General features: G+C 68.2%; 26 protein-coding genes and 1 pseudogene. 12 read left to right on the top strand and 15 right to left on the bottom strand.

Features of this window, described 5'->3' with window-relative positions; all coding sequences use genetic code 11:
* Positions 1–143 precede the first annotated feature (143 nt).
* The 3 genes from D5041_RS19695 to D5041_RS19685 form a co-directional block, all read right to left on the bottom strand.
* Positions 144–905 (bottom strand): alanyl-tRNA editing protein, encoded by a 762-nt coding sequence (locus D5041_RS19695; protein WP_010104218.1) that lies wholly within the window; start codon positions 903–905, stop codon positions 144–146.
* Between the two features lie 64 nt (positions 906–969).
* Positions 970–1,755, bottom strand: a complete 786-nt coding sequence (locus tag D5041_RS19690; RefSeq protein ID WP_265259128.1) for an SAM-dependent methyltransferase — start codon at positions 1,753–1,755, stop codon at positions 970–972.
* Positions 1,752–2,351 (bottom strand): Maf family nucleotide pyrophosphatase, encoded by a 600-nt coding sequence (locus D5041_RS19685; protein WP_010104214.1) that lies wholly within the window; start codon positions 2,349–2,351, stop codon positions 1,752–1,754. The genes D5041_RS19690 and D5041_RS19685 overlap by 4 nt, the downstream gene beginning before the upstream one ends.
* A gap of 25 nt (positions 2,352–2,376) precedes the next feature.
* Between D5041_RS19685 and D5041_RS19680 the strand changes: the two genes are divergently transcribed.
* The 8 genes from D5041_RS19680 to fabF all read left to right on the top strand — a co-directional run bounded on the left by D5041_RS19680 (position 2,377) and on the right by fabF (position 8,929).
* Positions 2,377–2,928 carry a YceD family protein gene (locus D5041_RS19680; RefSeq protein ID WP_265259127.1) on the top strand — a complete coding sequence of 184 codons (552 nt, stop codon included), beginning with the start codon at positions 2,377–2,379 and terminating at the stop codon, positions 2,926–2,928.
* 169 nt (positions 2,929–3,097) lie between these two features.
* Entirely contained in the window at positions 3,098–3,283 is a 186-nt protein-coding gene (rpmF, locus tag D5041_RS19675) for a 50S ribosomal protein L32 (RefSeq protein WP_010104212.1), read from the top strand.
* Between the two features lie 230 nt (positions 3,284–3,513).
* Entirely contained in the window at positions 3,514–4,569 is a 1,056-nt protein-coding gene (gene plsX, locus D5041_RS19670; RefSeq protein WP_265285543.1) for a phosphate acyltransferase PlsX, read from the top strand.
* Entirely contained in the window at positions 4,566–5,543 is a 978-nt protein-coding gene (locus D5041_RS19665) for a beta-ketoacyl-ACP synthase III (protein WP_010104208.1), read from the top strand. Before plsX ends, D5041_RS19665 begins: the two co-directional genes overlap by 4 nt.
* A 56-nt stretch (positions 5,544–5,599) precedes the next feature.
* Positions 5,600–6,550 carry an ACP S-malonyltransferase gene (gene fabD / locus D5041_RS19660; protein ID WP_265285542.1) on the top strand — a complete coding sequence of 317 codons (951 nt, stop codon included), beginning with the start codon at positions 5,600–5,602 and terminating at the stop codon, positions 6,548–6,550.
* Complete coding sequence (gene fabG / locus D5041_RS19655) at positions 6,547–7,293, top strand: 3-oxoacyl-ACP reductase FabG (RefSeq protein WP_265285541.1); 747 nt, start codon at positions 6,547–6,549, stop codon at positions 7,291–7,293. Before fabD ends, fabG begins: the two co-directional genes overlap by 4 nt.
* Before the next feature lie 100 nt (positions 7,294–7,393).
* The gene (gene acpP, locus D5041_RS19650) at positions 7,394–7,633 is read left to right on the top strand and encodes an acyl carrier protein (protein ID WP_010106486.1); all 240 of its coding nucleotides are present in this window, start codon (positions 7,394–7,396) and stop codon (positions 7,631–7,633) included.
* A gap of 51 nt (positions 7,634–7,684) precedes the next feature.
* Positions 7,685–8,929, top strand: a complete 1,245-nt coding sequence (gene fabF / locus D5041_RS19645; protein WP_265259123.1) for a beta-ketoacyl-ACP synthase II — start codon at positions 7,685–7,687, stop codon at positions 8,927–8,929.
* 24 nt (positions 8,930–8,953) lie between these two features.
* Here fabF and D5041_RS19640 read toward each other — a convergent pair whose 3' ends face one another.
* On the bottom strand, positions 8,954–9,340 hold the full coding sequence (locus tag D5041_RS19640) for a YcgJ family protein (RefSeq protein ID WP_265285767.1): 387 nt from the start codon (positions 9,338–9,340) through the stop codon (positions 8,954–8,956).
* Positions 9,341–9,385: 45 nt separating this feature from the next.
* The gene (locus D5041_RS19635; RefSeq protein ID WP_265285540.1) at positions 9,386–10,786 is read right to left on the bottom strand and encodes a sensor histidine kinase; all 1,401 of its coding nucleotides are present in this window, start codon (positions 10,784–10,786) and stop codon (positions 9,386–9,388) included.
* 105 nt (positions 10,787–10,891) lie between these two features.
* Here D5041_RS19635 and D5041_RS19630 point away from each other — a divergent pair.
* A pseudogene (locus D5041_RS19630) lies at positions 10,892–11,520 on the top strand (response regulator transcription factor); the annotation flags it as partial.
* Between the two features lie 100 nt (positions 11,521–11,620).
* Here the strand turns inward: D5041_RS19630 and D5041_RS19625 are convergent.
* The 10 genes from D5041_RS19625 to phnG form a co-directional block, all read right to left on the bottom strand.
* Positions 11,621–12,535: a nucleotidyl transferase AbiEii/AbiGii toxin family protein gene (locus D5041_RS19625; protein ID WP_010106481.1), complete on the bottom strand. Its 915-nt coding sequence runs from the start codon at positions 12,533–12,535 to the stop codon at positions 11,621–11,623.
* The gene (locus tag D5041_RS19620) at positions 12,532–13,269 is read right to left on the bottom strand and encodes a type IV toxin-antitoxin system AbiEi family antitoxin domain-containing protein (protein WP_265259121.1); all 738 of its coding nucleotides are present in this window, start codon (positions 13,267–13,269) and stop codon (positions 12,532–12,534) included. The genes D5041_RS19625 and D5041_RS19620 overlap by 4 nt, the downstream gene beginning before the upstream one ends.
* 179 nt (positions 13,270–13,448) lie before the next feature.
* The gene (locus D5041_RS19615; RefSeq protein ID WP_265285539.1) at positions 13,449–14,603 is read right to left on the bottom strand and encodes an alpha-D-ribose 1-methylphosphonate 5-triphosphate diphosphatase; all 1,155 of its coding nucleotides are present in this window, start codon (positions 14,601–14,603) and stop codon (positions 13,449–13,451) included.
* Positions 14,600–15,319: a phosphonate C-P lyase system protein PhnL gene (gene phnL, locus D5041_RS19610; RefSeq protein ID WP_265285538.1), complete on the bottom strand. Its 720-nt coding sequence runs from the start codon at positions 15,317–15,319 to the stop codon at positions 14,600–14,602. The genes D5041_RS19615 and phnL overlap by 4 nt, the downstream gene beginning before the upstream one ends.
* Positions 15,316–16,116, bottom strand: coding sequence for a phosphonate C-P lyase system protein PhnK (gene phnK / locus D5041_RS19605; RefSeq protein WP_010106472.1), 801 nt, complete (start codon positions 16,114–16,116; stop codon positions 15,316–15,318). Before phnK ends, phnL begins: the two co-directional genes overlap by 4 nt.
* Positions 16,113–16,565 carry a GNAT family N-acetyltransferase gene (locus D5041_RS19600; protein WP_265259119.1) on the bottom strand — a complete coding sequence of 151 codons (453 nt, stop codon included), beginning with the start codon at positions 16,563–16,565 and terminating at the stop codon, positions 16,113–16,115. Before D5041_RS19600 ends, phnK begins: the two co-directional genes overlap by 4 nt.
* The gene (locus tag D5041_RS19595) at positions 16,562–17,485 is read right to left on the bottom strand and encodes an alpha-D-ribose 1-methylphosphonate 5-phosphate C-P-lyase PhnJ (protein ID WP_321162180.1); all 924 of its coding nucleotides are present in this window, start codon (positions 17,483–17,485) and stop codon (positions 16,562–16,564) included. The genes D5041_RS19600 and D5041_RS19595 overlap by 4 nt, the downstream gene beginning before the upstream one ends.
* Positions 17,482–18,579, bottom strand: coding sequence for a carbon-phosphorus lyase complex subunit (locus D5041_RS19590; RefSeq protein ID WP_265285537.1), 1,098 nt, complete (start codon positions 18,577–18,579; stop codon positions 17,482–17,484). Before D5041_RS19590 ends, D5041_RS19595 begins: the two co-directional genes overlap by 4 nt.
* A 5-nt stretch (positions 18,580–18,584) precedes the next feature.
* On the bottom strand, positions 18,585–19,205 hold the full coding sequence (phnH, locus tag D5041_RS19585) for a phosphonate C-P lyase system protein PhnH (RefSeq protein WP_265285536.1): 621 nt from the start codon (positions 19,203–19,205) through the stop codon (positions 18,585–18,587).
* Positions 19,202–19,729, bottom strand: a complete 528-nt coding sequence (gene phnG / locus D5041_RS19580) for a phosphonate C-P lyase system protein PhnG (protein ID WP_010106465.1) — start codon at positions 19,727–19,729, stop codon at positions 19,202–19,204. Before phnG ends, phnH begins: the two co-directional genes overlap by 4 nt.
* A gap of 75 nt (positions 19,730–19,804) precedes the next feature.
* Between phnG and phnF the strand changes: the two genes are divergently transcribed.
* The 3 genes from phnF to phnN are packed head-to-tail and all read left to right on the top strand — an operon-like array spanning position 19,805 to position 21,865.
* Complete coding sequence (gene phnF / locus D5041_RS19575) at positions 19,805–20,590, top strand: phosphonate metabolism transcriptional regulator PhnF (RefSeq protein ID WP_265285535.1); 786 nt, start codon at positions 19,805–19,807, stop codon at positions 20,588–20,590.
* The gene (locus D5041_RS19570; RefSeq protein WP_265285534.1) at positions 20,574–21,305 is read left to right on the top strand and encodes a DUF1045 domain-containing protein; all 732 of its coding nucleotides are present in this window, start codon (positions 20,574–20,576) and stop codon (positions 21,303–21,305) included. Before phnF ends, D5041_RS19570 begins: the two co-directional genes overlap by 17 nt.
* Positions 21,302–21,865: a phosphonate metabolism protein/1,5-bisphosphokinase (PRPP-forming) PhnN gene (phnN, locus tag D5041_RS19565; RefSeq protein ID WP_265285533.1), complete on the top strand. Its 564-nt coding sequence runs from the start codon at positions 21,302–21,304 to the stop codon at positions 21,863–21,865. The genes D5041_RS19570 and phnN overlap by 4 nt, the downstream gene beginning before the upstream one ends.
* Positions 21,866–21,871 lie beyond the last annotated feature (6 nt).

Below are 21,871 nucleotides of genomic sequence, written 5' to 3'. Positions count from 1 at the left end.
AAGGGTGTCTGAAGTTCGAACGGCTGCCATCCGGCCCCGCTGCGCGGATCGGACCCCGGATGAGCCAACGCATCAAGGGCCCGGGTTCGATTCCGCGCCCTTGGGCACGACCGCACCAGGGGGATTGCCTGCGCTCGCGGGACTCACGGGGCAAAGCCCAGTATCACCCGGCGGGTGGTGGCGCTCTTTTTTTCGATCTTGGTGACCACCACGGCGCCGATCTCGGCGGTGTTGGCCACGTGCGTTCCGCCACAGGGTTGCAGGTCGATCAGCGCAGCGGATGCACTGTGCCCGCCGATGCGGATGGTGCGGATACGCCCCGTGCCGCGCGGGGGCTGCACGCTCATGCTTTTGACCAGTGCGGGGTTGGCGTCGAGTTCCTCGTCGCTGATCGAGCCCACGCTGAGCGGATGCGCGGCGGCCACGAGCGCGGCGATGCCGGCGCTCAGGGTCTCCTTGTCTAGCGGGTCGGTCATCGCGAAGTCCAGCCTGGCGTAGTCGGGCGTGATCGAACAGCCGTTGACCAGATGGGGCACCAGATGGCACAGCAGGTGCGTGGTGCTGTGCAAGCGCATCATGCGGTGGCGGCGCTCCCAGTGGATGCGTGCGGTGACCGCGGTGCCGGGCAGCCATTGCGCCGCGCGCTCGTCTTGCTGCGCCGGGGCGGGGATATGCACGATGTCATGGGTGGCATGGCCGTCGGCGTCCTTGCCCTTGCGGGTGTCGGCGATGGCGACGCTGCTGCCGTCGGCCAGCACCAACACGCCGCTGTCACCGGCCTGGCCGCCGCTCTGCGGGTAGAACACGCTGCGGTCGAGCACGATGGCCCCGGCATCGGTGACGGCGGTGATGCGGGCGCTGCATTCGCGCAGATACGCGTCCTGGCGGAAGAGGTCTTGGGTCATGCGCAGAATAATAGCCCTGCGCTGCGGCATCCCGCTGCATTCCGTGTGTTACCCCGGCGATTTTTCAGCGGCCCAGCGCAAACACGGCGGGGGTGCGGTTGTCGGGGGGCGCGGCCTGCCCGCGCCATTCGCGCACCAAGCGGCTCTGGATGTGTGCATCCGGCAGCGTCAGCCCGTGCGCCAGCGCCAGGCGCGTGTGGGCTTGCAGCGTTTGCAGCAGCGCCTGCCACAGGGCGGCGTTGCGGTACGGGGTCTCGATGAAAATCTGGGTCTGGTCCGTTCTGAGCGCGACGCCTTCCAACTCCTTGATGCGCTGAGCGCGCGCCTGCGCGTCCTGCGGCAGGTAGCCCACGAAGGCGAAGTGCTGCCCGTTCAGGCCGCTGGCGGCCAGGGCCAGCAGCAGCGACACGGGCCCTACCAGCGGCGCCACGCGCAGGCCAAGCGCGTGTGCGGCGCGCACCACGCCAGCGCCCGGGTCGGCCACCGCGGGCATGCCGGCTTCGCTGAGCAGGCCGATGTCGTTGCCGGTCAGAGCGGCCGCGAGCAGCGGGCGGGCGTCGAACCGGGCGGCGCCGCTGTCGCCATGGTCGCCCTTCTTGTGCACTGCGCGCGGCAGTTCCGTGATCTGCTGTTGCTGCAGCGGGGTGCTCAGGGGGTGGAGGGAATCGACGCGCTTGAGGTAGGCGCGTGCGCTCTTTGCGTTCTCGCACAGCCAGTGCCCGAGCCGGGCCGCAGTCTGCAAGGTGGCGGCGGGCAGCACGTCCTGCAGCGGAGCCTGCGTGGCGCAGCCAAAATCGAGCGGGGCGGGAACCAGGTACAGGGTGCCTGCGCCGGCGGTGCCGGCGTTCATGGCAGTGGCACCCCGGCGGCGCGCAGCATGCGGCAGGTGCGTATCAGGGGCAGGCCGACGAGGGCGCTCGGGTCGTCGCTTTGGATGGCGTCCAGCAGCGCGATGCCCAGTCCCTCGCTCTTGGCGCTGCCTGCGCAGTCGTAAGGTTGTTCGGCGCGCAGGTAGCGCTCGATTTCATCGTCGGACAGGGGGCGGAACCGCACCTCCACGGGGGCCAGGTCCACCTGCTCGAAGCCGGTGGCCAAGCATACCAGGGAAACCGCTGTGTGAAACACCACGGTCTGACCGCGCATCCGGCGCAGTTGTTGCACGGCGTGTTCGTGCCGGATCGGCTTGCCCAGGGGCTCGCCGGCCAAGTCGGCGACCTGGTCCGCGCCGATCACCAGCGCCTCGGGGTGCTGCTGCGCCACGGCGCGCGCCTTGGCCAGGGCCAGGCGCAGGGCCAGGGCGCGTGGGGCTTCTGCGGGCTGCGGGGTCTCGTCCACGTCCGGGGCTGCGACCTCGAAACGCAGTTTCAGGCGCTCGAGCGCTTCGCGCCGGTAGCGCGAGGTCGATCCCAAAACCAGGGAACGCGGCCGGGCAGGGGATTGATGCATGCAGCGATTCTCTTACACTGCCGCCATGACCAAGGATTTCTCCCCTCAGCGACTCCACGTGAAAGCCTTCGCGCAGGCGGGCGGGCGGTTGGCGGGCCAGGATTCGCTGTTGAAATACGAACGCTTGGCGCAGGAGGCCAAGGGGCTGCACCCGGACCTCCGGGTGGATTGGGAGGCCGTTGGCGAAATGCGCCAGATCGCCGACGGCGCGGCGCAGGTGTGGCTGCGTCTGCAGGTGCGCGCTGGCTTTCCCATGGAATGCCAGCGCTGCCTGACGACCGTGGACGTGCCGCTGGAGGTGGGCCGCAGGTTTCGCTTCGTCGCGGACGAGGCCACTGCCGAGGCCCTGGACGATAGCTGCGAGGAAGACCTGCTCGCCATGAGCCGTGAGTTCGACCTGCGCGCGCTGATCGAGGACGAACTGCTCATGGCGCTGCCCGCAGTACCAAAGCACGACGAGTGCCCGCGCCCCGTTGCGCAGGCCTTCCCGGACGACGATTTCGACGCGGCCCTGGCGGAGAAACCCAACCCCTTTGCCGCGCTCGCGGACCTGCGCAAGTTTCGGATGGGAACATAGGCCATAGACCCAGGTTGCCCGGCCGGGGCCGGTTTGCGCAATCCCGAAGAAGCGCCCGCAGATTCTCTGCGCTCCCGGTCCGCTTGCTTATAATCTGCGGTTTCGCGCGCAGCCCCTGCGGGTCTGAGTCGATCGCGTCTTACCAACCCATTCAGAATCAGGATCCACCATGGCCGTTCAGCAAAACAAAAAATCCCCTTCCAAGCGCGGAATGCACCGTTCGCACAATGCCCTGAGCGTGCCCGGTATGGCGGTGGAGCCCACCACGGGGGAAACGCATCTGCGGCACCACATCAGCCCGAACGGCTTCTACCGCGGCCGCCAGGTGCTGAAAAACCGCTCCGAAGCCTCCTGAGCGCGCGCCCTGTCACGCCAAGCATGAAACGGGCGTGTACCGGGTCAGCGAACAACGCGTAATCGGCTTCTTCGGGCCGCCGGTGGCATTTCCTGGGGGCGTTTCATCCCGGGCATGACATGGCTCCCACCCCACCCCGAGGCCTGTTGCTACCCCGGTTGTAGCGCGGGCCTTTGTTTTGAGCGCCGAATGCATCTTTTTCCCTGCTTCGCAGGCCGTACGAGTCGCCCATGATCACATTGGCAGTCGATTGCATGGGGGGCGACCATGGCCCCCGTGTCACGCTCGTGGCGTGCCGCCAGTTTCTCGACCATCACCCGCAAGCACGTTTGCTGCTCGTCGGCCTGGAGCAAAGCCTGCAGGGGTTTGCGCACGAGCGTGCCGTCATCGTTCCCGCGTCCGAGGTGGTGGCGATGGACGATCCGGTGGAGGTGGCCCTGCGCAAGAAGAAGGATTCGTCGATGCGCGTGGCCATCCTCCAGGTCCGGGACGGGGCTGCATCCGCCGCAGTCTCCGCGGGCAACACCGGCGCGCTGATGGCGATTGCGCGCTACCTTCTGAAGACGCTCGACGGCATTGACCGCCCCGCAATTGCCACCCAGATGCCCAATTCCCGGGGAGGCGCGACAACCGTGCTCGACCTGGGGGCGAACGTGGACTGCTCGGCCGAGCATTTGCTGCAGTTCGCGGTCATGGGCTCTGCCCTGGTGTCTGCGCTCAAGGAGGGGGGCGAGCCCACGGTGGGGCTGCTGAATATTGGCGAGGAAGTCATCAAAGGCAGCGAAGTCATCAAGAAAGCCGCTGAATTGCTGCGATCCGCTGCGAATTCGGGGGAGTTGAATTTTTATGGGAATGTCGAGGGGAACGACATATTCAAGGGCACCGTGGACATCGTGGTGTGCGATGGCTTCATAGGCAATGTGGCGCTCAAGGCCAGCGAAGGCATTGCGTCGATGATCGTTGCTGCGCTCAAAGCCGAGTTTTCGCGCCATATCTTCACCAAGATGGCGGCGTTGATCGCCTACCCGGTGCTCAAGGCGTTCATGCAGCGCATGGACTACCGCCGCTACAACGGCGCCGCGCTGCTGGGGCTGCGCGGACTGGTCTTCAAGAGCCATGGATCGGCCGACGCCATGGCCTTCGAGCAGGCCCTGATCCGGGCGTATGATGCGGCCCGCAACAACCTGCTCGACCGTGTCCGGATCCGGATTGCGCATGCCGCGCCGCTTCTGGCTCCTGCGGATGCCCAGCCCAAGACGGGCATTGCGGCGACGACACATCGATGAGACGCTACTCCCGCATTACCGGCACCGGCAGCTATCTGCCCCCCCGCCGGTTGACGAACGCCGACCTGGTAGCCGAACTGGGTCGGCGCGGAATCGAGACTTCCGACGCCTGGATCGTCGAGCGCACCGGAATCCACGCACGCCACTTTGCCGCGCCCGAGGTGAACAGCAGCGACCTGGGGGTGGAGGCAGCGCGCAAGGCCCTGCAGGCGGCCGGGCTACAGCCGGCGGACATCGATCTGATCATCGTCGCCACGTCCACGCCCGACATGGTGTTCCCCGCGATGGCCTGCATCCTGCAAAACAAGCTCGGCGCGAATGGCTGCCCGGCATTTGACGTGCAGGCCGTGTGCACCGGCTTCATTTATGCGTTATCGATCGCGGACGCGATGATCCGCAGCGGCGCGGCCAAGCGCGCGCTGGTCGTTGGCGCCGAAGTCTTCAGCCGCATCGTGGACTTCAATGACCGCACGACCTGCGTGCTGTTCGGCGACGGCGCAGGCGCCGTGGTGCTCGAGGCGTCCAAGGTGCCGGGAATCCTCTCGAGTGAACTCTGCGCCGACGGCCGGTATGTCGACATCCTCTGCGTGCCCGGCAACGTAGCGGGCGGTCAGGTGCTCGGGGACCCGCTGCTCAGAATGGACGGGCAGGCCGTTTTCAAGCTCGCGGTGGGCGTTCTCGAGAAGGCGGCGCACGCGGTATTGGCCAAGGCCGGCCTGACGCAGGCGGACGTTGACTGGCTGATTCCGCACCAGGCGAACATCCGCATCATGCAGGGCACGGCGCGCAAGCTGAGGATGCGCATGGACAAGGTGGTGGTCACGGTCGATCAGCACGGGAACACGTCGGCAGCGTCGATTCCGCTGGCGCTCGACCATGCGGTGCACACGGGCCAGGTGTGCAAGGGCCAGACCCTGCTGCTCGAAGCTGTTGGCGGCGGCTTCACCTGGGGCGCTGTGCTCCTGAAGCTATAGCTTGTGGCGCTGAATGCAACAGGCCTGCGCAGTGGTTTTGTATTTTTGGATGCTTCATGAAGTCTTTTGCATGTGTTTTTCCAGGGCAGGGCTCGCAGGCCGTGGGAATGCTCGATGGCTGGGGCGCGCACCCGGCGGTCACGCAGACCCTGCGCGAGGCGTCGGATGCCCTGGGTGAGGATCTCGGCCGGCTGATCCAGGAGGGGCCCAAGGAGGCGCTCGCACGCACCACCAACACCCAGCCCGTGATGCTGGTGGCGGGGGTGGCGGCGTGGCGCGTCTGGTGTTCCGAGGGGGGCGCCGCGCCGCTGGCCGTTGCCGGGCATTCGCTGGGCGAGTATTCGGCGCTGGTCGCCGCCGGTGTGCTGACGCTGGCGCAGGCCGTGCCCCTGGTGCGCCTGCGGGCCGCGGCCATGCAGGCGGCCGTGCCGCTTGGCGCCGGCGCCATGGCGGCCATTTTGGGTCTGGATGCGTCCCGGGTCATCGCCGGATGCGCCGAGGCGCTGGCGTCGTTTGGCGCCGGCACGCCCGAAGTGGTCGAGGCGGTGAACTTCAACGACCCCGTCCAGACCGTGATCGCCGGCACCCGGGCCGGTGTGGACCGGGCTTGCGAAATCCTCAGGGCCGCAGGCGCCAAGCGTGCCCTGCCGCTGCCGGTGTCTGCGCCCTTTCATTCCAGCCTGATGCGGCCTGCCGCCGAGAAACTGCGCCTGGCGCTGGCCGACGTCGCGCTCGCGCCGCCGCAGATTGCCGTGGTGAACAACGTGGACGTGGCCGTGCAGCAGGATGCGCAGGCCATACGCGACGCGCTCTACCGCCAGGCGTTTCGCCCCGTGCGCTGGGTGGAATGCGTGCGCGCGCTCCAGGCGCGCGGCGCCAGCCACCTCGTTGAAATGGGTCCCGGCAAGGTGCTCACGGGCCTGACCCGGCGCATCGACCCGGCATTGTGCGGCGCTGCGTTGTTCGACCCGGCCACGCTGGCCGAAACCCGGGAATTGTTGACATGACGGAATCCACATCTGCGGCGCCCGTGGCGCTGGTCACGGGCGCGTCGCGCGGCATTGGCGCGGCGATTGCCATGGAGCTTGCGGCGCAGGGGTACCGGGTCGTCGGAACGGCCACCACGGACGCAGGCGCCGAGCGCATCGGCCAGGCGCTGGCGGCCCGCCCGGGCTGTCGGGGGGCGCAGCTGAACGTGAACGATGGCGCGGCGATCGAGGCGCTGATCGACTCCATCGTGCGGCAGCAGGGCGGTTTGCAGGTGCTGGTGAACAATGCCGGAATCACGCGCGACGCCCTGGCCATGCGCATGAAGGACGCGGACTGGGACGCGGTGCTGGACACCGACCTGAAGGCGGTTTTCCGCGTGAGCCGCGCTGCCATGCGGCCCATGATGAAGCAGCGCTTCGGGCGCATCATCAGCATCACCAGCGTGGTCGGGGCGTCGGGCAACCCGGGGCAGGCGAACTACGCGGCGGCCAAGGCCGGCGTCGCGGGGATGACCCGGGCGCTGGCGCGCGAACTGGGCAGCCGCGGAATCACGGTGAACTGCGTGGCCCCGGGTTTCATCGAGACCGACATGACGGCCAGCCTGCCCGAGGAGCAGCAAAAGGCGCTGCGCGCGCGGATCGCATTGGGGCATCTGGGCCAGCCCGCGGACATCGCGCACGCCGTCGTCTACCTGGCCTCGCGCGAGGCCGGCTACGTGACGGGGCAGGAACTGCATGTCAATGGGGGTATGTACATGTAATCGATGGAATTGGCACGGATTCATCCGGGTGGTGGGCTGTCGGGCAGGGCTCCCAAGCGGCTAGAATCGCGGATTCATTCACCATCCCCAGAGGGAAACCATGAGCGATATCGAAGTACGCGTCAAGAAAATCATTGCCGATCAACTCGGCGTGGAGGAGTCCCAGGTCACAAATGAAAAGGTTTTCGTGGCCGACCTCGGTGCCGACTCGCTCGACGCCGTGGAACTGGTGATGGCGCTGGAAGACGAATTCGGAATCGAGATCCCGGACGAAGACGCCGAGAAGATCACCACGGTACAAAGCGCCATCGATTACGCCAACAGCCATCAGAAGGCTTGAGGGGCGTCGCACGACCCGATTCGGGCGATCCAGCAAAAGGTTTTTTTACGCATGAGCCGTCGTCGCGTCGTCGTGACCGGTCTGGGTTGCGTCAGCCCCGTGGGCAATACGGTGGCCGATTCCTGGGCCAATATCTTGGCCGGAAAATCCGGCATTGGCCTGATCAGCAAGTTCGACGCGTCGAACTTTGCCTGCAAGATCGCGGGCGAGGTCAAGGGGTTCGACCTGGATTCGTACATCCGCGCCAAGGACGCGCGCGCGATGGACACTTTCATCCATTTTGGCATTGCGGCCGCCGAGCAGGCCGTGCAGGACGCCGGTCTGCCCACGGGGGATGCGCTCGGTGAGGAACTCGCGACGCGCATCGCCTGCGTGATCGGCTCGGGAATCGGCGGCCTGCCGTTGATCGAAAACACCCATGTGGAACTGATACAGCGCGGGCCACGGCGCATCACGCCGTTCTTCGTTCCTGCGTCGATCATCAACATGGTGGCGGGCCACGTATCCATGCGCTTTGGCTTCAAGGGGCCGAACCTCGCCGTGGTGACCGCCTGTACCACGGGGTTGCACTGCATCGGGGTGGCGGGCCGCATGATCGAGTACGGGGACGCGGATGTGGCGCTCGCCGGGGGGGCCGAGTCCACGGTCTCTCCGCTGGGCATTGGCGGCTTCGCTGCGATGCGCGCCCTGTCCACGCGCAACGCCGACCCGCAGACTGCTTCGCGCCCCTGGGACAGGGAGCGCGACGGTTTCGTGCTCGGGGAAGGCGCCGGCGTGCTGGTGCTCGAAGAGTACGCGCACGCAAAGGCCCGCGGCGCGCGGATCTACGCCGAACTATGTGGTTTCGGCATGAGCGCCGACGCCGGCCACATGACGGCCCCGAGCATGGACGGCCCGCGCCGCGCCATGCTGGGCGCACTGCGCAACGCCGAAATGAATGCCGCTGACGTCGATTATCTGAACGCCCACGGCACGTCCACGCCCCTGGGCGACCTCAACGAAACGCATGCCATCAAGGCCGCCCTGGGCGCGCACGCCTACAGCACCGTCATCAGTTCGACCAAGTCCATGACGGGCCATTTGCTCGGCGGTGCGGGCGGAATTGAAAGTGTGTTCACGGTATTGGCGCTGCACGAGCAGAAGGTGCCGCCCACCATCAACCTGTTGCAGCAGGACCCGGAGTGCGATCTGGACTACTGCGCAAACACCGCGCGCGACATGAGAATCGATGTGGCCGTGAAAAACAACTTCGGTTTTGGCGGCACCAACGGAACGCTGGTTTTCAAGCGCATTTGATCGCCGCTGCGGCGTCGGCACGAATCACGGGCCAAACAGCTTTCTGGTGTATTTCCCGGACACGGCCCCGCTGCGTTTGCCGTCCGCGCCGTAGTACCGATCTCTGCGGCACAGCCGCTCCTTGGTGTCGCAGAAAATGCCATTTGCGAAAGTGAACTCGGTCAGGTCGAAATCGCCCTGTGAGAACAGTTTCGTCGCGGTTTTTTTGCCGAGGTATTTTTCGGTAAGGCTGCGCGAGATTCCCTGGTCGTTGGCGCACACATAGCGGTCGCAAAGTACGCCCGGCTCGGGTGCGCGAAGCGCGGTCCGCCGCCCGGCGTGGGCAGGGATCGCGGATACGGCCAGCAGCAGGGCCAGAGAAAATGCCAGGCCCGATCCGGGTCTGCACCCGGTGGCCGGCTCGTGGTTCATTCTTTGCATCAACGATCTCCATGGACTGCGACCCCGGGCAACGCATCAGACGCCCTGGAGCGCAGGCGGGGTGCCGGGAGTGTATTCCAGCGGCAATATCGCAGAGACCAAGGTGCCCCCGCCGGGGCGCGAGGCGATGGACAGGCGACCGCCTGCGGCCTCGACGCGATGCCGCATGCCCGCCAGACCGTGCGAGTTGGGGCGCACGCTGACGGGGTCGAACCCCAGGCCGTCGTCGCGCACCTGCACTGCCACGTGGCGGGGATGGGAATGCACCGAAACGAGCACCCTGCGGGCCTTGGCGTACTTGCCGATGTTCGTCAGGGCCTCCTGAACCATCCGGTATACCGTGAGCTGCGTGGCTTCGGGCAGTTGCACGCTCTCCAGACTGGTCTCGACCTCGATTCCCGCGCGCTCGGCGCACTCGCGCGTGAGGATCTCGATGGCGGCGCTCAGCCCCAGGTTGGACAGCGACGAGGGGCGCAGGTCTTCGATGATGCGGCGCTTGAGCGCGATGCCGCTGTTGAGCGTTTCGGTCAGGTGCCTGAGGCGCTCGGCAACGTCCGGTGGCGTCGCGTCGATCTTGGATTTCAGGCGCGCCACATCGAGTTTGGCTGCGGTCAGCAAGGCGCCCAGCTCGTCGTGCAGTTCGCGCGCCAGATGCCCCCGCTCTTCCTCGCGCACCTGCTGCAGGTGGTTCGCCAGCGCCGACAGCGTGGCGGTGCGCTCGCGCACCAGTCCCTCGAGCCGGTCCCGCTCGCGTTCGAGCAATTCCTGCTCGCGCTGGTTGACCGCCTGCAGGGCCCGCGCCTGGCGCAGATACATGGAAAAGGCGAGCAGGCCAATGACGGTGACCGTGGCAATGCCGATGCGCGACAGCATGAGCGACTGTTCGATTTGCCGCTGGCCGTTCTGCACGCGCCGGTCGCTGCGCTGGATCAGTTCCAGCGCATGCTGGTGGATCGCCTGCATGCACTCCTTGCCCATGTCCGTGTTCAGGATGAACTTCCAGGCGTCGATATTGCCCTGCCGGCGCAGACGCAGGCTGAGTTCCATCTCTGCGAGCTTGCACGCTATCTGCTGCGAGAGCAGTCCGAACTCCTGCATGTCTTCGGGTGCGTGCACGAACTGCTGGCGCAGCCGGTCGAGCTTGGTCTGCACGGTGGCGATGGCCAGGTCGTAGGGCGTCAGATAGGTCTCGTCGCCGGTGAGCAGATAGCCGCGCTGGCCCGTCTCCGCGTCGAGCATGCTTTGCAGCAAGGTGCTCACGTCGCTGTGCGTGCTCCGGCCCAGGGCCATCTGCCCTACCGCATCCTGAGAGCGCAAGTGCCCCGTCTCGTTGATGCCCACGAGCACCGCCATGGCCGCGAGCAGCACCATGGGCAGGCTCCGCGCCATCTTGCGCACCCGGGACAGCCAGCGCCGGGGGTTTTCTTCGGGGTGCATACGCTTGATTTCCGGATAATGGCCGGCCGCTTGAATGGGCCCCGGCCGTGCAGGAGTAGCCGGAGCGCTTCCCGGTCGATACGTACGGTAAGGAAAGACGGCGCGATGATCAAGATCGGCATTGTGGATGACCACGCGATCGTCCGCTCCGGACTGCGCCAGTTTCTGTCGGAGCATCTGGATCTGCGGGTGCAAGGGGAGGCAGCGAGCGGCGGGGAAGCCATCGACCTGGTCGCAACAAGGAAATCGACGTGCTGCTCATGGACCTGTCGATGCCCGGCCGCAGCGGGATCGACGTGCTCGCCAGGTTGCGCGCCAAGGCACCCAATATGGGCACTCTCATCCTGAGCAGCTACCCCGAGACGCACTATGCGGTCCCTCTGATCCACCAGGGGGCAAGCGGCTACCTGAACAAGGAATGCGATCCCTCGAAAATCGTGGAGGCCATCCGCACCATCGCGCTGGGCCGCCGCTACCTGACCCGGGCCGTGAGCAAACTGCTGGCCCGGGAGCTCAAGCGCAGGGACGCCGCGCCGCTGCACGCACAATTGTCGGAGCGTGAGTTTCAGGTGTTCCTCAAGCTGGCCCAGGGCAAGACGGCGGGCGACATCGCCCGGGCACTGTCGCTGAGCGTGAAGTCGGTGAGCACCTATCGCAGGCGACTCATGAGAAAGATGTGCCTGTCGTCAAACGCCGATCTGACCTACTACGCGCTCAAGAACCACCTGATTGACTTAGCCCCGCAAATAGCAGCACAGAATGAGCGCGTGGCGGGCCTTCTTTGGGTAGCGCAGAGGGTGCGCCGGTGAGGCCGATCGGTCCGGTGTCATAGGCTTATTCCAGCCTCTGCGCCAGCAGTTGGGCTTGTTCGGTAAATTTTTCCGGCCGCTTGCGTTGCAGTTGGGCCAAGTTCTGCAGCTTCCAGCGGATGCCCGGCAGATGCTCGGCATGCGCGATGCCCAGCAACGGCCATTCGGGGCGGCTGTTGACGAGTGATAGCAGAAAGCTGCGCTCATTGACATCGAGGCTGCTTTGCAGTTCCCAAACCATGCGCTCGCGCGTGGCGAGTAGCGCGTCCAGTTCCACTGGTTCGGTGGTCATGCCACGGAAGTTGCGTTCGTACTCTTGACCGATGTCGCGCATGGCCGGGAACAAGACTTCATGGACCGGCCGGTTGTGACTGGCGAGGTAGACCACGAAAGCGCGCCGGATGCCTGGGGTGATGCCTTCATGCGCGAACAACTGCATCACGTCGAACAGGTCGCGGGGGTGCTGGCGGTCCATGGCTGCGACGAGTTTGCCGCCATACACATCCTCCAACGACACCATCGGAATCTCCAGCTCAGCCAGCAAGGCGTCGCGGGCTGCGGGCGTCAGGGCCGCGGTGCGCACGGGCTGGACGGTGCCACGCATCACGAAGTTCACCTCGACCTTGACCTCGATCTTGCCGCGTCGCACCAGCAGTTTGGTTTCGCCGGCATCGGGCGTTGCCAGCGTGTGCGTCTGAAACCCCCGCGCGTTCAGGCGCTCCGCGGATTGCCGTATGGCGGCGTGGATGCATGTGAGTGCCGCGTCGCGAGGCAGACTGTGGTCGGGGAAGACCAGATCCAGATCGACCGACAGCCGTGGCATGTCCCGAATGAACAGATTGATCGCGGTGCCGCCTTTGAGCGCGAACGTGCCGTCTGCAAGGACGAAGGGCGCGATCTGGATCAGCAGGCGGGCGGTGTCGAGGTACGTCTGGTTCATGGCTTGAGCACCAAAAGCCCATTGGCCGAACGGGATACCCAGGCCCTCGCGCTGCCGGTGGGCAGTTGCGCGCGGTCCAGCTTCGCCGCCCAGGGCAGTGAGAGTTCGCGTCCCAGTTGCAGGCACAGGCGCACGGTCTTGACGCTGGTGCAGTGTTGCAGCAGTTCGCGCAGCACGTCGGCGCGCATGCTGTACGCACTCTCCGCCAGTTCACGCGCTTCTTGCAGTGGCTGTCGCACGCCGACCTCGCTGAGTACTTCCAGCAACCCGCGTTCGGGGGCCGAAACCCGCGGCGCGCCGCTGCGCTTCTGGAGTGGCCCGGCATGCAACGGGGCGCTCGGCGCTTCGTCGAACAGGCGCTTGCGGTGGTATTCGGCCGGGAAGCGTTCGGTGAACCAGTCGGGCAGTTTGGCCGCCGTCCAGCCGTAGAGCTCCAGGACAGGTTGCTGTCGCACGAAGTGCCGTACCCCATACCAGTCGAGCGATGACTTGCCGCCGACATGCAGCCCATCGACGGCTCGTTCCAGCAAGAGCAGGCAGGGGTGCAGTTGCAGCACTTCGTTCGGGCGGCAGTACACGCCGCGCGCCAGGCGAGTGAGCCAGCCGGCGCGCGCGTAGTGGACGGCGAGGTCGGCGGAGATACCCCGCGTGGCCAGGTCCTCTGACGTCAACGGGGTTCCCGGTATCCAATGGGTGTACAGGTGATTTAGTTTGGTTCTCTCTATCGTAGCCATGCTACGATTTCTAGCACTAATTCAAGTAAATGGCAACATTGGCTTGAACGATTGAATCGTAGCCGGGCTACGGCAATACGAGCAGATCGAGCAACTTGCCGCGCGTGCAAGCTGCGTGTTCGGGCTTGGCCCCGCTTCTTGCCAAGGGCCATCGGCGCTCCGGGCGGACCCGGGGCGCATCACAGCACGCGCCGTCCCTCGCGCCAGACGCCGCGGACCACCGCCTGCCGATTGCCGTCGGGCAGCTCGGCCATATGCACCTGCACCAGGTCCGCGCGCAGGCCCGGGGTCAGTTCGCCGCGGTCCGGCATGCCGGCGGCGCGGGCCGGGTTGCAGGTGACGGTGGCGACGGCCTGGTGCAGGGCCAGGACCTGGTCCTGCACCAGCTGCATCACGGCGCTCAGCAGGCTGCCGGGAACGTAGTCCGACGAGAGGATGTCCAGCAGGCCCGCGCGCGCCAGTTCGGCGGCCGCCACATTGCCCGAGTGCGACCCGCCGCGCACCACGTTCGGACCGCCCATCACGGTGAGCAGGCCGCGCTCGTGCGCGGCGCGGGCGGCCGCCAGGGTGGTCGGAAATTCCGACAACGCGGCGCCCTCCGCGTGCGCCTGCGCCACGTGCGCGGCGGTGGTGTCGTCGTGGCTCGCGAGCGCGATGCCGTGGGTTCGGCAGTAGTCCACGAAGTACGCGCGGTGCGGCTGCGCGTACTGCGCCTGCAGCGTGGCGGAATGCGCCACCTGGCGCTCGAATTTTTCGTGGCTCCAGCCTTTCTTGCCGGTGTAGTAGATGCGCGCCTGCGCCAGGTTCTCCCACTGGCGCTGGCCCGGCGTGTGGTCCATGAGCGAGATCAGCGACAGGCGCGGGTGCCCGTGGAACGGCGCGAACAGGTCGACGGTGTTGGGCGCCGGCAGTTCGCAGCGCACGTGCAGGTGGTGCTCGGCGCGCAGCAGATCGCGCGCGCCGGCGGTGTCCATGGCCTCGAGCACCCGGTCCCAGGGGGCGCCGCGCAGGCTGTCCGTGTCCGCCTCGCCGACGCCGAGCGCGTCGAACACGGTGGTGATTCCTGCGGCGGCGATCTCGGCGTCGTGCCCGAGCAGCGCGGGCATCTCGGCCCAGTGCACCTTGGGCCGGGGCATGAGGTGGCGCTCGAAGTTGTCGGTGTGCAGTTCCACCAGACCGGGCAGGAGGTAGTCGCCGTCCAGGTCCATTCCCCCCGGAGCGCCGGTGGCGCCGCAATCGAGCGCGGCGATGCGCCCGCCAGCGGTGCGCAGGCAGCCCAGCAGCACCTCGCCCGGGAGCACCAGGCGCGCGTTTCTGAAGAGCGTCGCGGTCATCGCGCGGGCCCGCGGAAGTCGCCCACGTTCACGCGCCGGGTGGCGACCGCAGCGCCCACGTGCGCGTCGTGGAAGATGCCGACCAGCGCTGCGCCGCGCGCCACGGCTTCGCGGATGAGCGCGATCACGGTCTCGGTGTTGGCCGCGTCCAGCGACGCCGTGGGCTCGTCGAGCAGCAGCAGTGGCCGGGGCCGGATCATGTTGCGCGCGATGTTCACGCGCTGCTGTTCCCCGCCCGAGAAGGTCGCCGGCGGCAGCTGCCACAGGCGTTCGGGGATGCGCAGCCGGCTCAGCCAGGCACGTGCCTGCGCGCGCGCGGCGGCCTGCGCTTGCGCGTCGCCGGCGGTTTCTTCGGTCAGCGGCTCGGCCACCACGTCGAGCGCCGGCACCCGTGGTATCACGCGCAGGAACTGGCTGACGTAGCCGATGCTGTCGCGCCGCAACTGCACCAGTGTCCGCGGCGCGGCCTGCGTCACGTCGATCGGCGTGCCCTGCGCCGAGCGCACCGTGATGCTGCCTTCGCTGGCGCGGTAGTTGGCGTAGATCAGCTTGAGCAGTGTGCTCTTGCCCATTCCCGAGGGGCCGTCGAGCACCACGCATTCGCCGGGCGCAACGCTCAGGTCCACGCCGCAGAGAACGGGCAGCTCGACGCCGTTCTGGTGGTGCAGGGTGAAGCGCTTGGACACCCCTTTCATCTGGAGTATGGGCGCGGTCATGGTTGCAGTACCGAAGAGACGAGGAGCTGGGTGTAGGGGTGTTGCGGGTCGTCGAGCAGTTGGTCGGTGAGTCCCGACTCGACCACGCGGCCGCGCTGCATGACCAGCATGCGCTGCGCCAGCAGGCGCGCGACGGCCAAGTCGTGCGTGACGATGACGGCGGCCAGCTGCATCTGCCGCGTGAGCTGGCGCAGCATGTCCAGCAGGCGCGCCTGCACCGAAACGTCCAGGCCGGAGGTGGGCTCGTCCATGAACACCAGGCGCGGCCGCGTCACCAGATTGCGCGCGATCTGCAGGCGCTGGCGCATTCCGCCCGAGAAGCTGCGCGGCGTGTCGTCAACGCGCGCGGCGTCGATCTCCACCCGCTGTAGCCATTCCATGGCCGTGGCCCGCAGCCGGCCGTAGTGGCGCTCGCCCAATCCCATCAGCCGTTCGCCCACGTTCGCGCCCGCGGAGACGTCCATGCGCAGGCCGTCTGCCGGGTTCTGGTGCACGAAGCCCCAGTCGGTGCGGGCCAGCAGGCGCCGCTGCGCTTCGCTCATGGCAAAGACATCCTGCAGCGCGCCGGCGCGCAGGCGAAACTGCACCGTTCCCGCGTCGGGCACGCTGCGCGCAGCGATCGCGTCGAGCAGCGTGGACTTGCCCGAGCCGGACTCGCCGACCACGGCGAGCACCTCGCCGGGCCACAGGTCGAAGGACGCGTCCTGCAACGCCACGCGCTCGCCGTAGCGCTTGGCCAGATTGCGCACGCTCAGCAGCGGCGCCTGTGCGTCGGAAGCGTTTGTCGGGGGGGTCATCGCGGGATGTCCATGACGAAGCTGACGCCGTGCCGCACAAGGCCCAGCGATTCATAAAAGGCGTGCGCGCCGGTGCGCCTGGCGTTGGACGAGAGCGCCAGCTTATAGCAGCCGGCCTCGCGGGCGCACTCCATGGCGTGCGCCATCATCTGGCGGCCTATGCCCTGGCCCTGCCGGTGGGCGGCGACGACCACGTCTTCGACGATCGCCGACGGCGCGCCCCGGTGTGCGAGGTTGTGCATGATCAGCAGCGCGTAGCTGCCCACCACGGCCGCCGTGGCGTCGCAGGCCACCCACAGCCGGTAGCTGGGGTAGCGCGCGAACTGCGCCCAGATGGCCTGCGCCTGCTGCGGGCTGAGCAGGTCCTGCGGGTCGCTTTCGATTTCCGCGTACAGCACCAGCACGGCTTCCAGGTCGGCCTGCGTGGCCTCGCGCAGGGTGACGCTCATGGCGCGTCCTTTCCGGCGTGTCCGCTGCCGGCCGGGGGCTCCTGGCGGTCCCGGCAGTAGTCGGAATCCGAGCACATATGCACGCGCGTTCCCTGGTCGTCAGTGATCACCTCGTCCAGAAAGCTGTCGCTGGCGCCGCACAGCGCGCAGACGGCGTCCCAGCGCTGGACTTCGAAGGGGTGGTCCTCGAAGCCCAGGCTCTGCACTGCCGTGTAGGGCGGAACGGCGTAGATGCGCTTCTCGCGGCCCGCGCCGAAGAGCTGCAAAGCGGGGTTCATATGCATTTTCGGGTTGTCGAACTTCGGTATCGGTGACGGCGCCATCACGTAGCGGCCATTCACCAGCACCGGGTAGTCGTAGGTGGTGGCGATATGCCCATGGCGCGCGATGTCTTCGTACAGCTTGACGTGCATCAGGCCGTATTCGGCAAGGCCGTGCAGCGTGCGCGTCTCGGTCTCGCGCGGCTCCAGGCGCTGCATGGGTTCGGGCACCGGCACCTGGTAGACGATGACCTGGCCCTCGGCGAGCGGGGTTTCGGGAATGCGGTGGCGTGTCTGGATCAGCGTGGCTGCGCGCGTGCGCGTGGTCGTCTCCACGGCCGTGGTGCGCTCGAAGAAGCGGCGGATGTTCACCGCATTGACGGTATCGTCCGATCCCTGGTCGATGACCTTGAGGCGGTCCTGCGGCCCGATGATCGCCGCCGTGACCTGAATTCCTCCGGTGCCCCAGCCATAGGGCAGCGGCATCTCGCGCGATCCGAAGGGCACCTGGTAGCCCGGAATCGCCACCGCCTTGAGGATCGCGCGGCGGATCATGCGCTTGCTGCGCTCGTCCAGATAGGCGAAGTTGAAATCGCCGCTGACGCGCCGCGCGTCAGCGGGCAGGCCGTCCATGGCCAGGGGCTCGTGGGGGACGTTCATGCCGTGTCTCCCGCGTCGGGTTGCGCCGCGCGCATCCTGCGCACCAGTTCCAGTTCGGCCTGAAAGTCCACGTAGTGCGGCAGTTTCAGGTGTTGCACGAAACCGGATGCCTCCAGGCTGTCGCTGTGCGCGAGAACGAACTCCTGCATTTGCGCGGGCGACTCCACCGGCTCGCCGAGTTCGTCGGCGCGCAGCGCGCGGTCCACCAGGCTCATCGCCAGGGCCTTGCGCTCGCTGTGGCCGAACGCCAGGCCATAGCCGCGCGTGAACTGCGGCGGCGCGCTCTTGCTGCCCGCGAACTGGTTCACCATCTCGCATTCGGTGACCTCGACGTCGCCGATCGAGAGCGCAAAACCCAGTTCCTCGGGCTCGATCTCCAGCGCCACCATTCCCAGGCGCAACTCGCCCACGAACGGATGCGAGTGCGCGTACCCGCGCTGGGTGGAATACGCCATGGCGAGCAAAAAGCCCTCGTCGCCGCGCGCCAGATTCTGCAGGCGCGCCGCGCGCGGCGCGGGAAAGCGCAGCGGCTCGCGCGTCAGATCCGGCGGCGCGGGGTCGCCCGGGGGCAGAGGCCGGGTTTCGATCAGGCCCTCCCGGTTCAGCAGATCCACCACGCGCGGCACGGGCGTTGCGGCCTCGGACAAGCTGCTCGCGCGGTCCGGCGCTGGCGCCGGCGTCTCGCCCTGCGCCAGCAGCGTGAAGTCCAGCAGGCGCTGCGTGTAGTCGTAGGTCGGGCCCAGCACCTGGCCGCCGGGCAAATCCTTGAAGGTCGCCGAAACGCGGCGCTCCAGCGCCATGCGCGTGGTGTCGATCGGGCGGGTAGTGCCCAGGCGCGGCAGCGTCGCGCGGTAGGCGCGCAGCAGGAAGATGGCTTCGGCCAGATCACCCGCAGCCTGCTTGATCGCCAGCGCCGCGAGTTCGGGGTCGTACACCGAGCCCTCGGTCATCACGCGGTCCACGGCCAGCTTGAGCTGCGCGCGGATCTGCTGCACCGACAGCTCCGGCAGCGCGGCGTCGCCCCGGCGCTGCGCTGCGAGCAGCCGGTAGCTGTTGATGATGGCGGTCTCTCCGCCCTTGACGGCAACGTACATGGGTCTCAGGCCTCCCGGGTTGGTGCTGCGCGGGCGATGCGCGCCGTGCGCGGCAGGCCGGCAATGTGCGCGGGCGCGCCCAGCAGCAGGTCGATCCCGCGCGGGAACGCGGCGTGGTTCGCCTCCCACTGGGGCAGGAAATCGTCGGGCAGGCCATCGACGCGCAGCGTCGTCGTGTCCCGGATTCCCGGGCCGCTCAGCCGCCATGCGTCGGGGCCGCCGAGCGCCACGTCGAGCACGCAGGTCGCGGATTGGTCCGGGAAGCTGTCGCTGCCCTGCGCCAGGCTTTGCAGCGCGGGCATGGCGTCGCCCCGCGCCACCCAGGCAAAGCGCGCCAAACCGGGTTCTGTGACCAGCGTGCAACCGGTATGAAACCGCAGCCATGGGCCCGCGTCGCTGGCCGCCAGGCGCGTGGACAACCACAGCGTGCAGTCGCCGTCGAGCAGCGCGAGCAGCACCGCCGCGGAAGCGCCGTGGCCCGCAGCGGGCGTTTGCGCGCCGTGCGCGACGGCCACGCTGCGCCCGGGGTGCGAGAGCGCCTGCAGCACTGCGCGGAAAACGGCCTGGCTGCCCAGCGCCGGGTCCGCGAAGCCGGCGCCCAATGTGGACAGGGTGGACGCGCTCATTGTTGTGCGTCCTGCGCGTCTTGCGCGGAGTCTGCCCCGCCCTCGCGCGCCACGGTGAAGAAGTCCACCTTGGTGCTCGCCGCCCGCGCCTGCCGCGCGGCCTGCGCGCGGCGCAGATGGCAGCGGATGGGCTCGAGCAGGCGGGCGTCGAGCGCCGGCTGCTGCGCCGGGTCTTGCAACAGCGCGTCCGCCAGCGCTGCCAGTTGCGCGTGCCGGTGCGAGCGGCCCAGCACATAGGCCACGCCGACCGCTGCATCGGCCGCGTCCACCGCGTCCGCGCCCACCCCCACACGCAGCGCGCAGCGGGTCACGCTGACCTCGCCCAGGTGAAAGCGCTCGCCCGTTCCGCCGACGCGGCCCTGGACCATCATCAGTCCGGTCTCGGGAGCGCGCAGCCAGCGCGCGGGGCCTGCGGCATGTTCGTGCAGCGCGGATTCGAGCAGCCCCAGCGGGGCCCGGGCAAGCAACGCCATCCAGTTCGCACGGCCCACGGGCTTGCCGGGGCTGTCAAAGGCTTGAAACATGCAGGTGATACTCTGAAAGTTGTATAGACAAATCAGCCGAACCGCGCCAGCTTAGAACACGCACATGTAGGTTTCATGACAGCCAGCATCGCCACCCTTTCCCCCGTTTCTCCCCCTTGCGCGCGGCGCCCGGCGCGCGCCAGCTTCTGGACGCGCATCACCGCCGAGCTGACCGACGCCATCGGCCGCGGCGTCTATCCGCCCGGCCAGCGCCTGCCATCGGAACACGCGCTCGCGGAGCAATTCGGCGTGAACCGCCACACCATCCGCCGCTGCCTGGCGAACCTGTGCAGCCAGGGTCTGGTGCGCATCACGCAGGGCAGCGGCACCTACGTCGAAGACTTTGCGGTGGACCTGGCGCTGGGCAAGCGCATGCGCCATCAGCAGGGCCTGGCGCAGTCCGGCTTGCGCGGCAGCCTGGTGCTGCTGCACGCGCAGACGGTGCGCGCCAGCGCGGCGCTGGCCCGGGCCCTGCAGGTGCCCGCGCGCAGTCCGCTGCTGGCGCTGCGCGTCATGGGCGAGGCCGAGGGGCGGCCGCTGCATCTGAGCGAGCGCTGGTTTCCGCTGCCGCGCTTCGAAGGGCTGGCCGCGGTGGTGCGCGAAACCGGCTCCATCACCGCCGGGTTTCGCGCGCACGGCGTGAGCGACTACACGCGCCGCGAAAGCCGCATCACCGCCGAACTGCCCGACGCCGCACTCGCCGCCGGTCTGCGCCAACCCGCCACCCGCCCGGTGCTCCTGGTCGAGAGCCTGAACGTCGATCTGGAAGGCCGCCCCATCGAATGGGCGCGCGCCTGGTTTGCCGGCGATCGCGTGAAACTGAACATCCAGCACGGGGAACACGATGAGCGCACTGCCTGAGGCATCCGCCACGGCGCACCGCTACGCGGTGTATTTCGCCCCCCGGCCCGGCAGCCCGGGCTGGCTTGCCGGCAGCCGCTGGCTCGGCCGCTGCGCCGCCACGCGGCAGGCCATGCCGCAACCGGAAATCGACGGCGTGGCGGCGGCGGACCTGCACCGGCTCACCGCCGCACCGCGCCGCTACGGCTGGCACGCCACGCTCAAGGCGCCGTTCGCGCTGGCGCCGGGAATCGACCGGGCCGCGCTGCACCAGGCCGTGCAGGCGCTGGCGCGCAGCCTGCGGTCCTTTGATCTGCCGCCGCTGGAGGTGGCGCGCATGGACGACTTTCTGGCGCTGCTGCCAACGCCTGCACCGCCCGCGAACGCCGCCATCGACGCGCTCGCTGCGGCCTGCGTCACGCAACTGCAGCCGCTGGCCGCGCCGTTGTCCGACGCGGATCTGGCGCGCCGGCGCCGCGCCGCGCTCACGCCCCGGCAGGACGAACTGCTGCAGCGCTGGGGCTATCCCTTCGTGCTCGGGGAATTCCGCTTCCACCTGTCGCTCACCGGCAGCTTGCGGCAGGCGGACCGCCAGACCCAGGCCCTGCTGCAGGACGCCGCGCGGGCGCTCTTCGGCAAGCTGCCCGCGCAGCCGTTCGACGGCCTGGCGCTCTTCGCCGAACCCGCGCCGGGCGCGGACTTCGTGCTACTCGATTGGCTGGAGTTGGGCGCATGACGGCGCGGCTGGTCTACTTCATGGGCCCTTCGGGCGCGGGCAAGGACAGCCTGCTCGACTGGCTGCGCGCGCATCTGCCCGCAGCGCGCGCACTGCATTGGGCGCGGCGCACCATCAGCCGCGTGGCGACGCCCGGCGCCGAGGCGCACGAAAGCGTCTCGCCCGAAGCCTTCGCGGCCCTGCTCCGCGCGCAGGCGTTCGCGCTGCACTGGCAGGCCAACGGACTGGGCTACGGCGTGCGGCACGCACAGCTGGACCCGTTGGCCGCCGGCCAATGGGTGCTGCTCAACGGTTCGCGCGCGCACCTGCCCGCTGCGCTGGTGCGCTTTCCGCACCTGCTGGCGGTGCACATCAGCGCCAGCCCGGAGCGGCTGCGCGAGCGCCTGCTGGCGCGCGGCCGCGAGACGCCCGACGCGGTCGAAGACCGGGTGCAGCGGGCGCTGCAATTCAGGCCGCCCGCGGGCAGCGCCAGCATCGAACTGCACAACGACGGCAGCCTGGACGACGTGGGCCAGCGGCTGCTGAGCGCGCTCAGGCAGCACCCCGGCTGGCCCGGATAGCGCACC

Origin of the sequence: Verminephrobacter aporrectodeae subsp. tuberculatae (assembly GCF_026127385.1) — a bacterium.
Lineage (GTDB): Bacteria > Pseudomonadota > Gammaproteobacteria > Burkholderiales > Burkholderiaceae_C > Acidovorax > Acidovorax aporrectodeae.
Note: the sequence above shows the minus strand (reverse complement) of the source record. Positions and strands in the feature narration are given on the sequence as shown.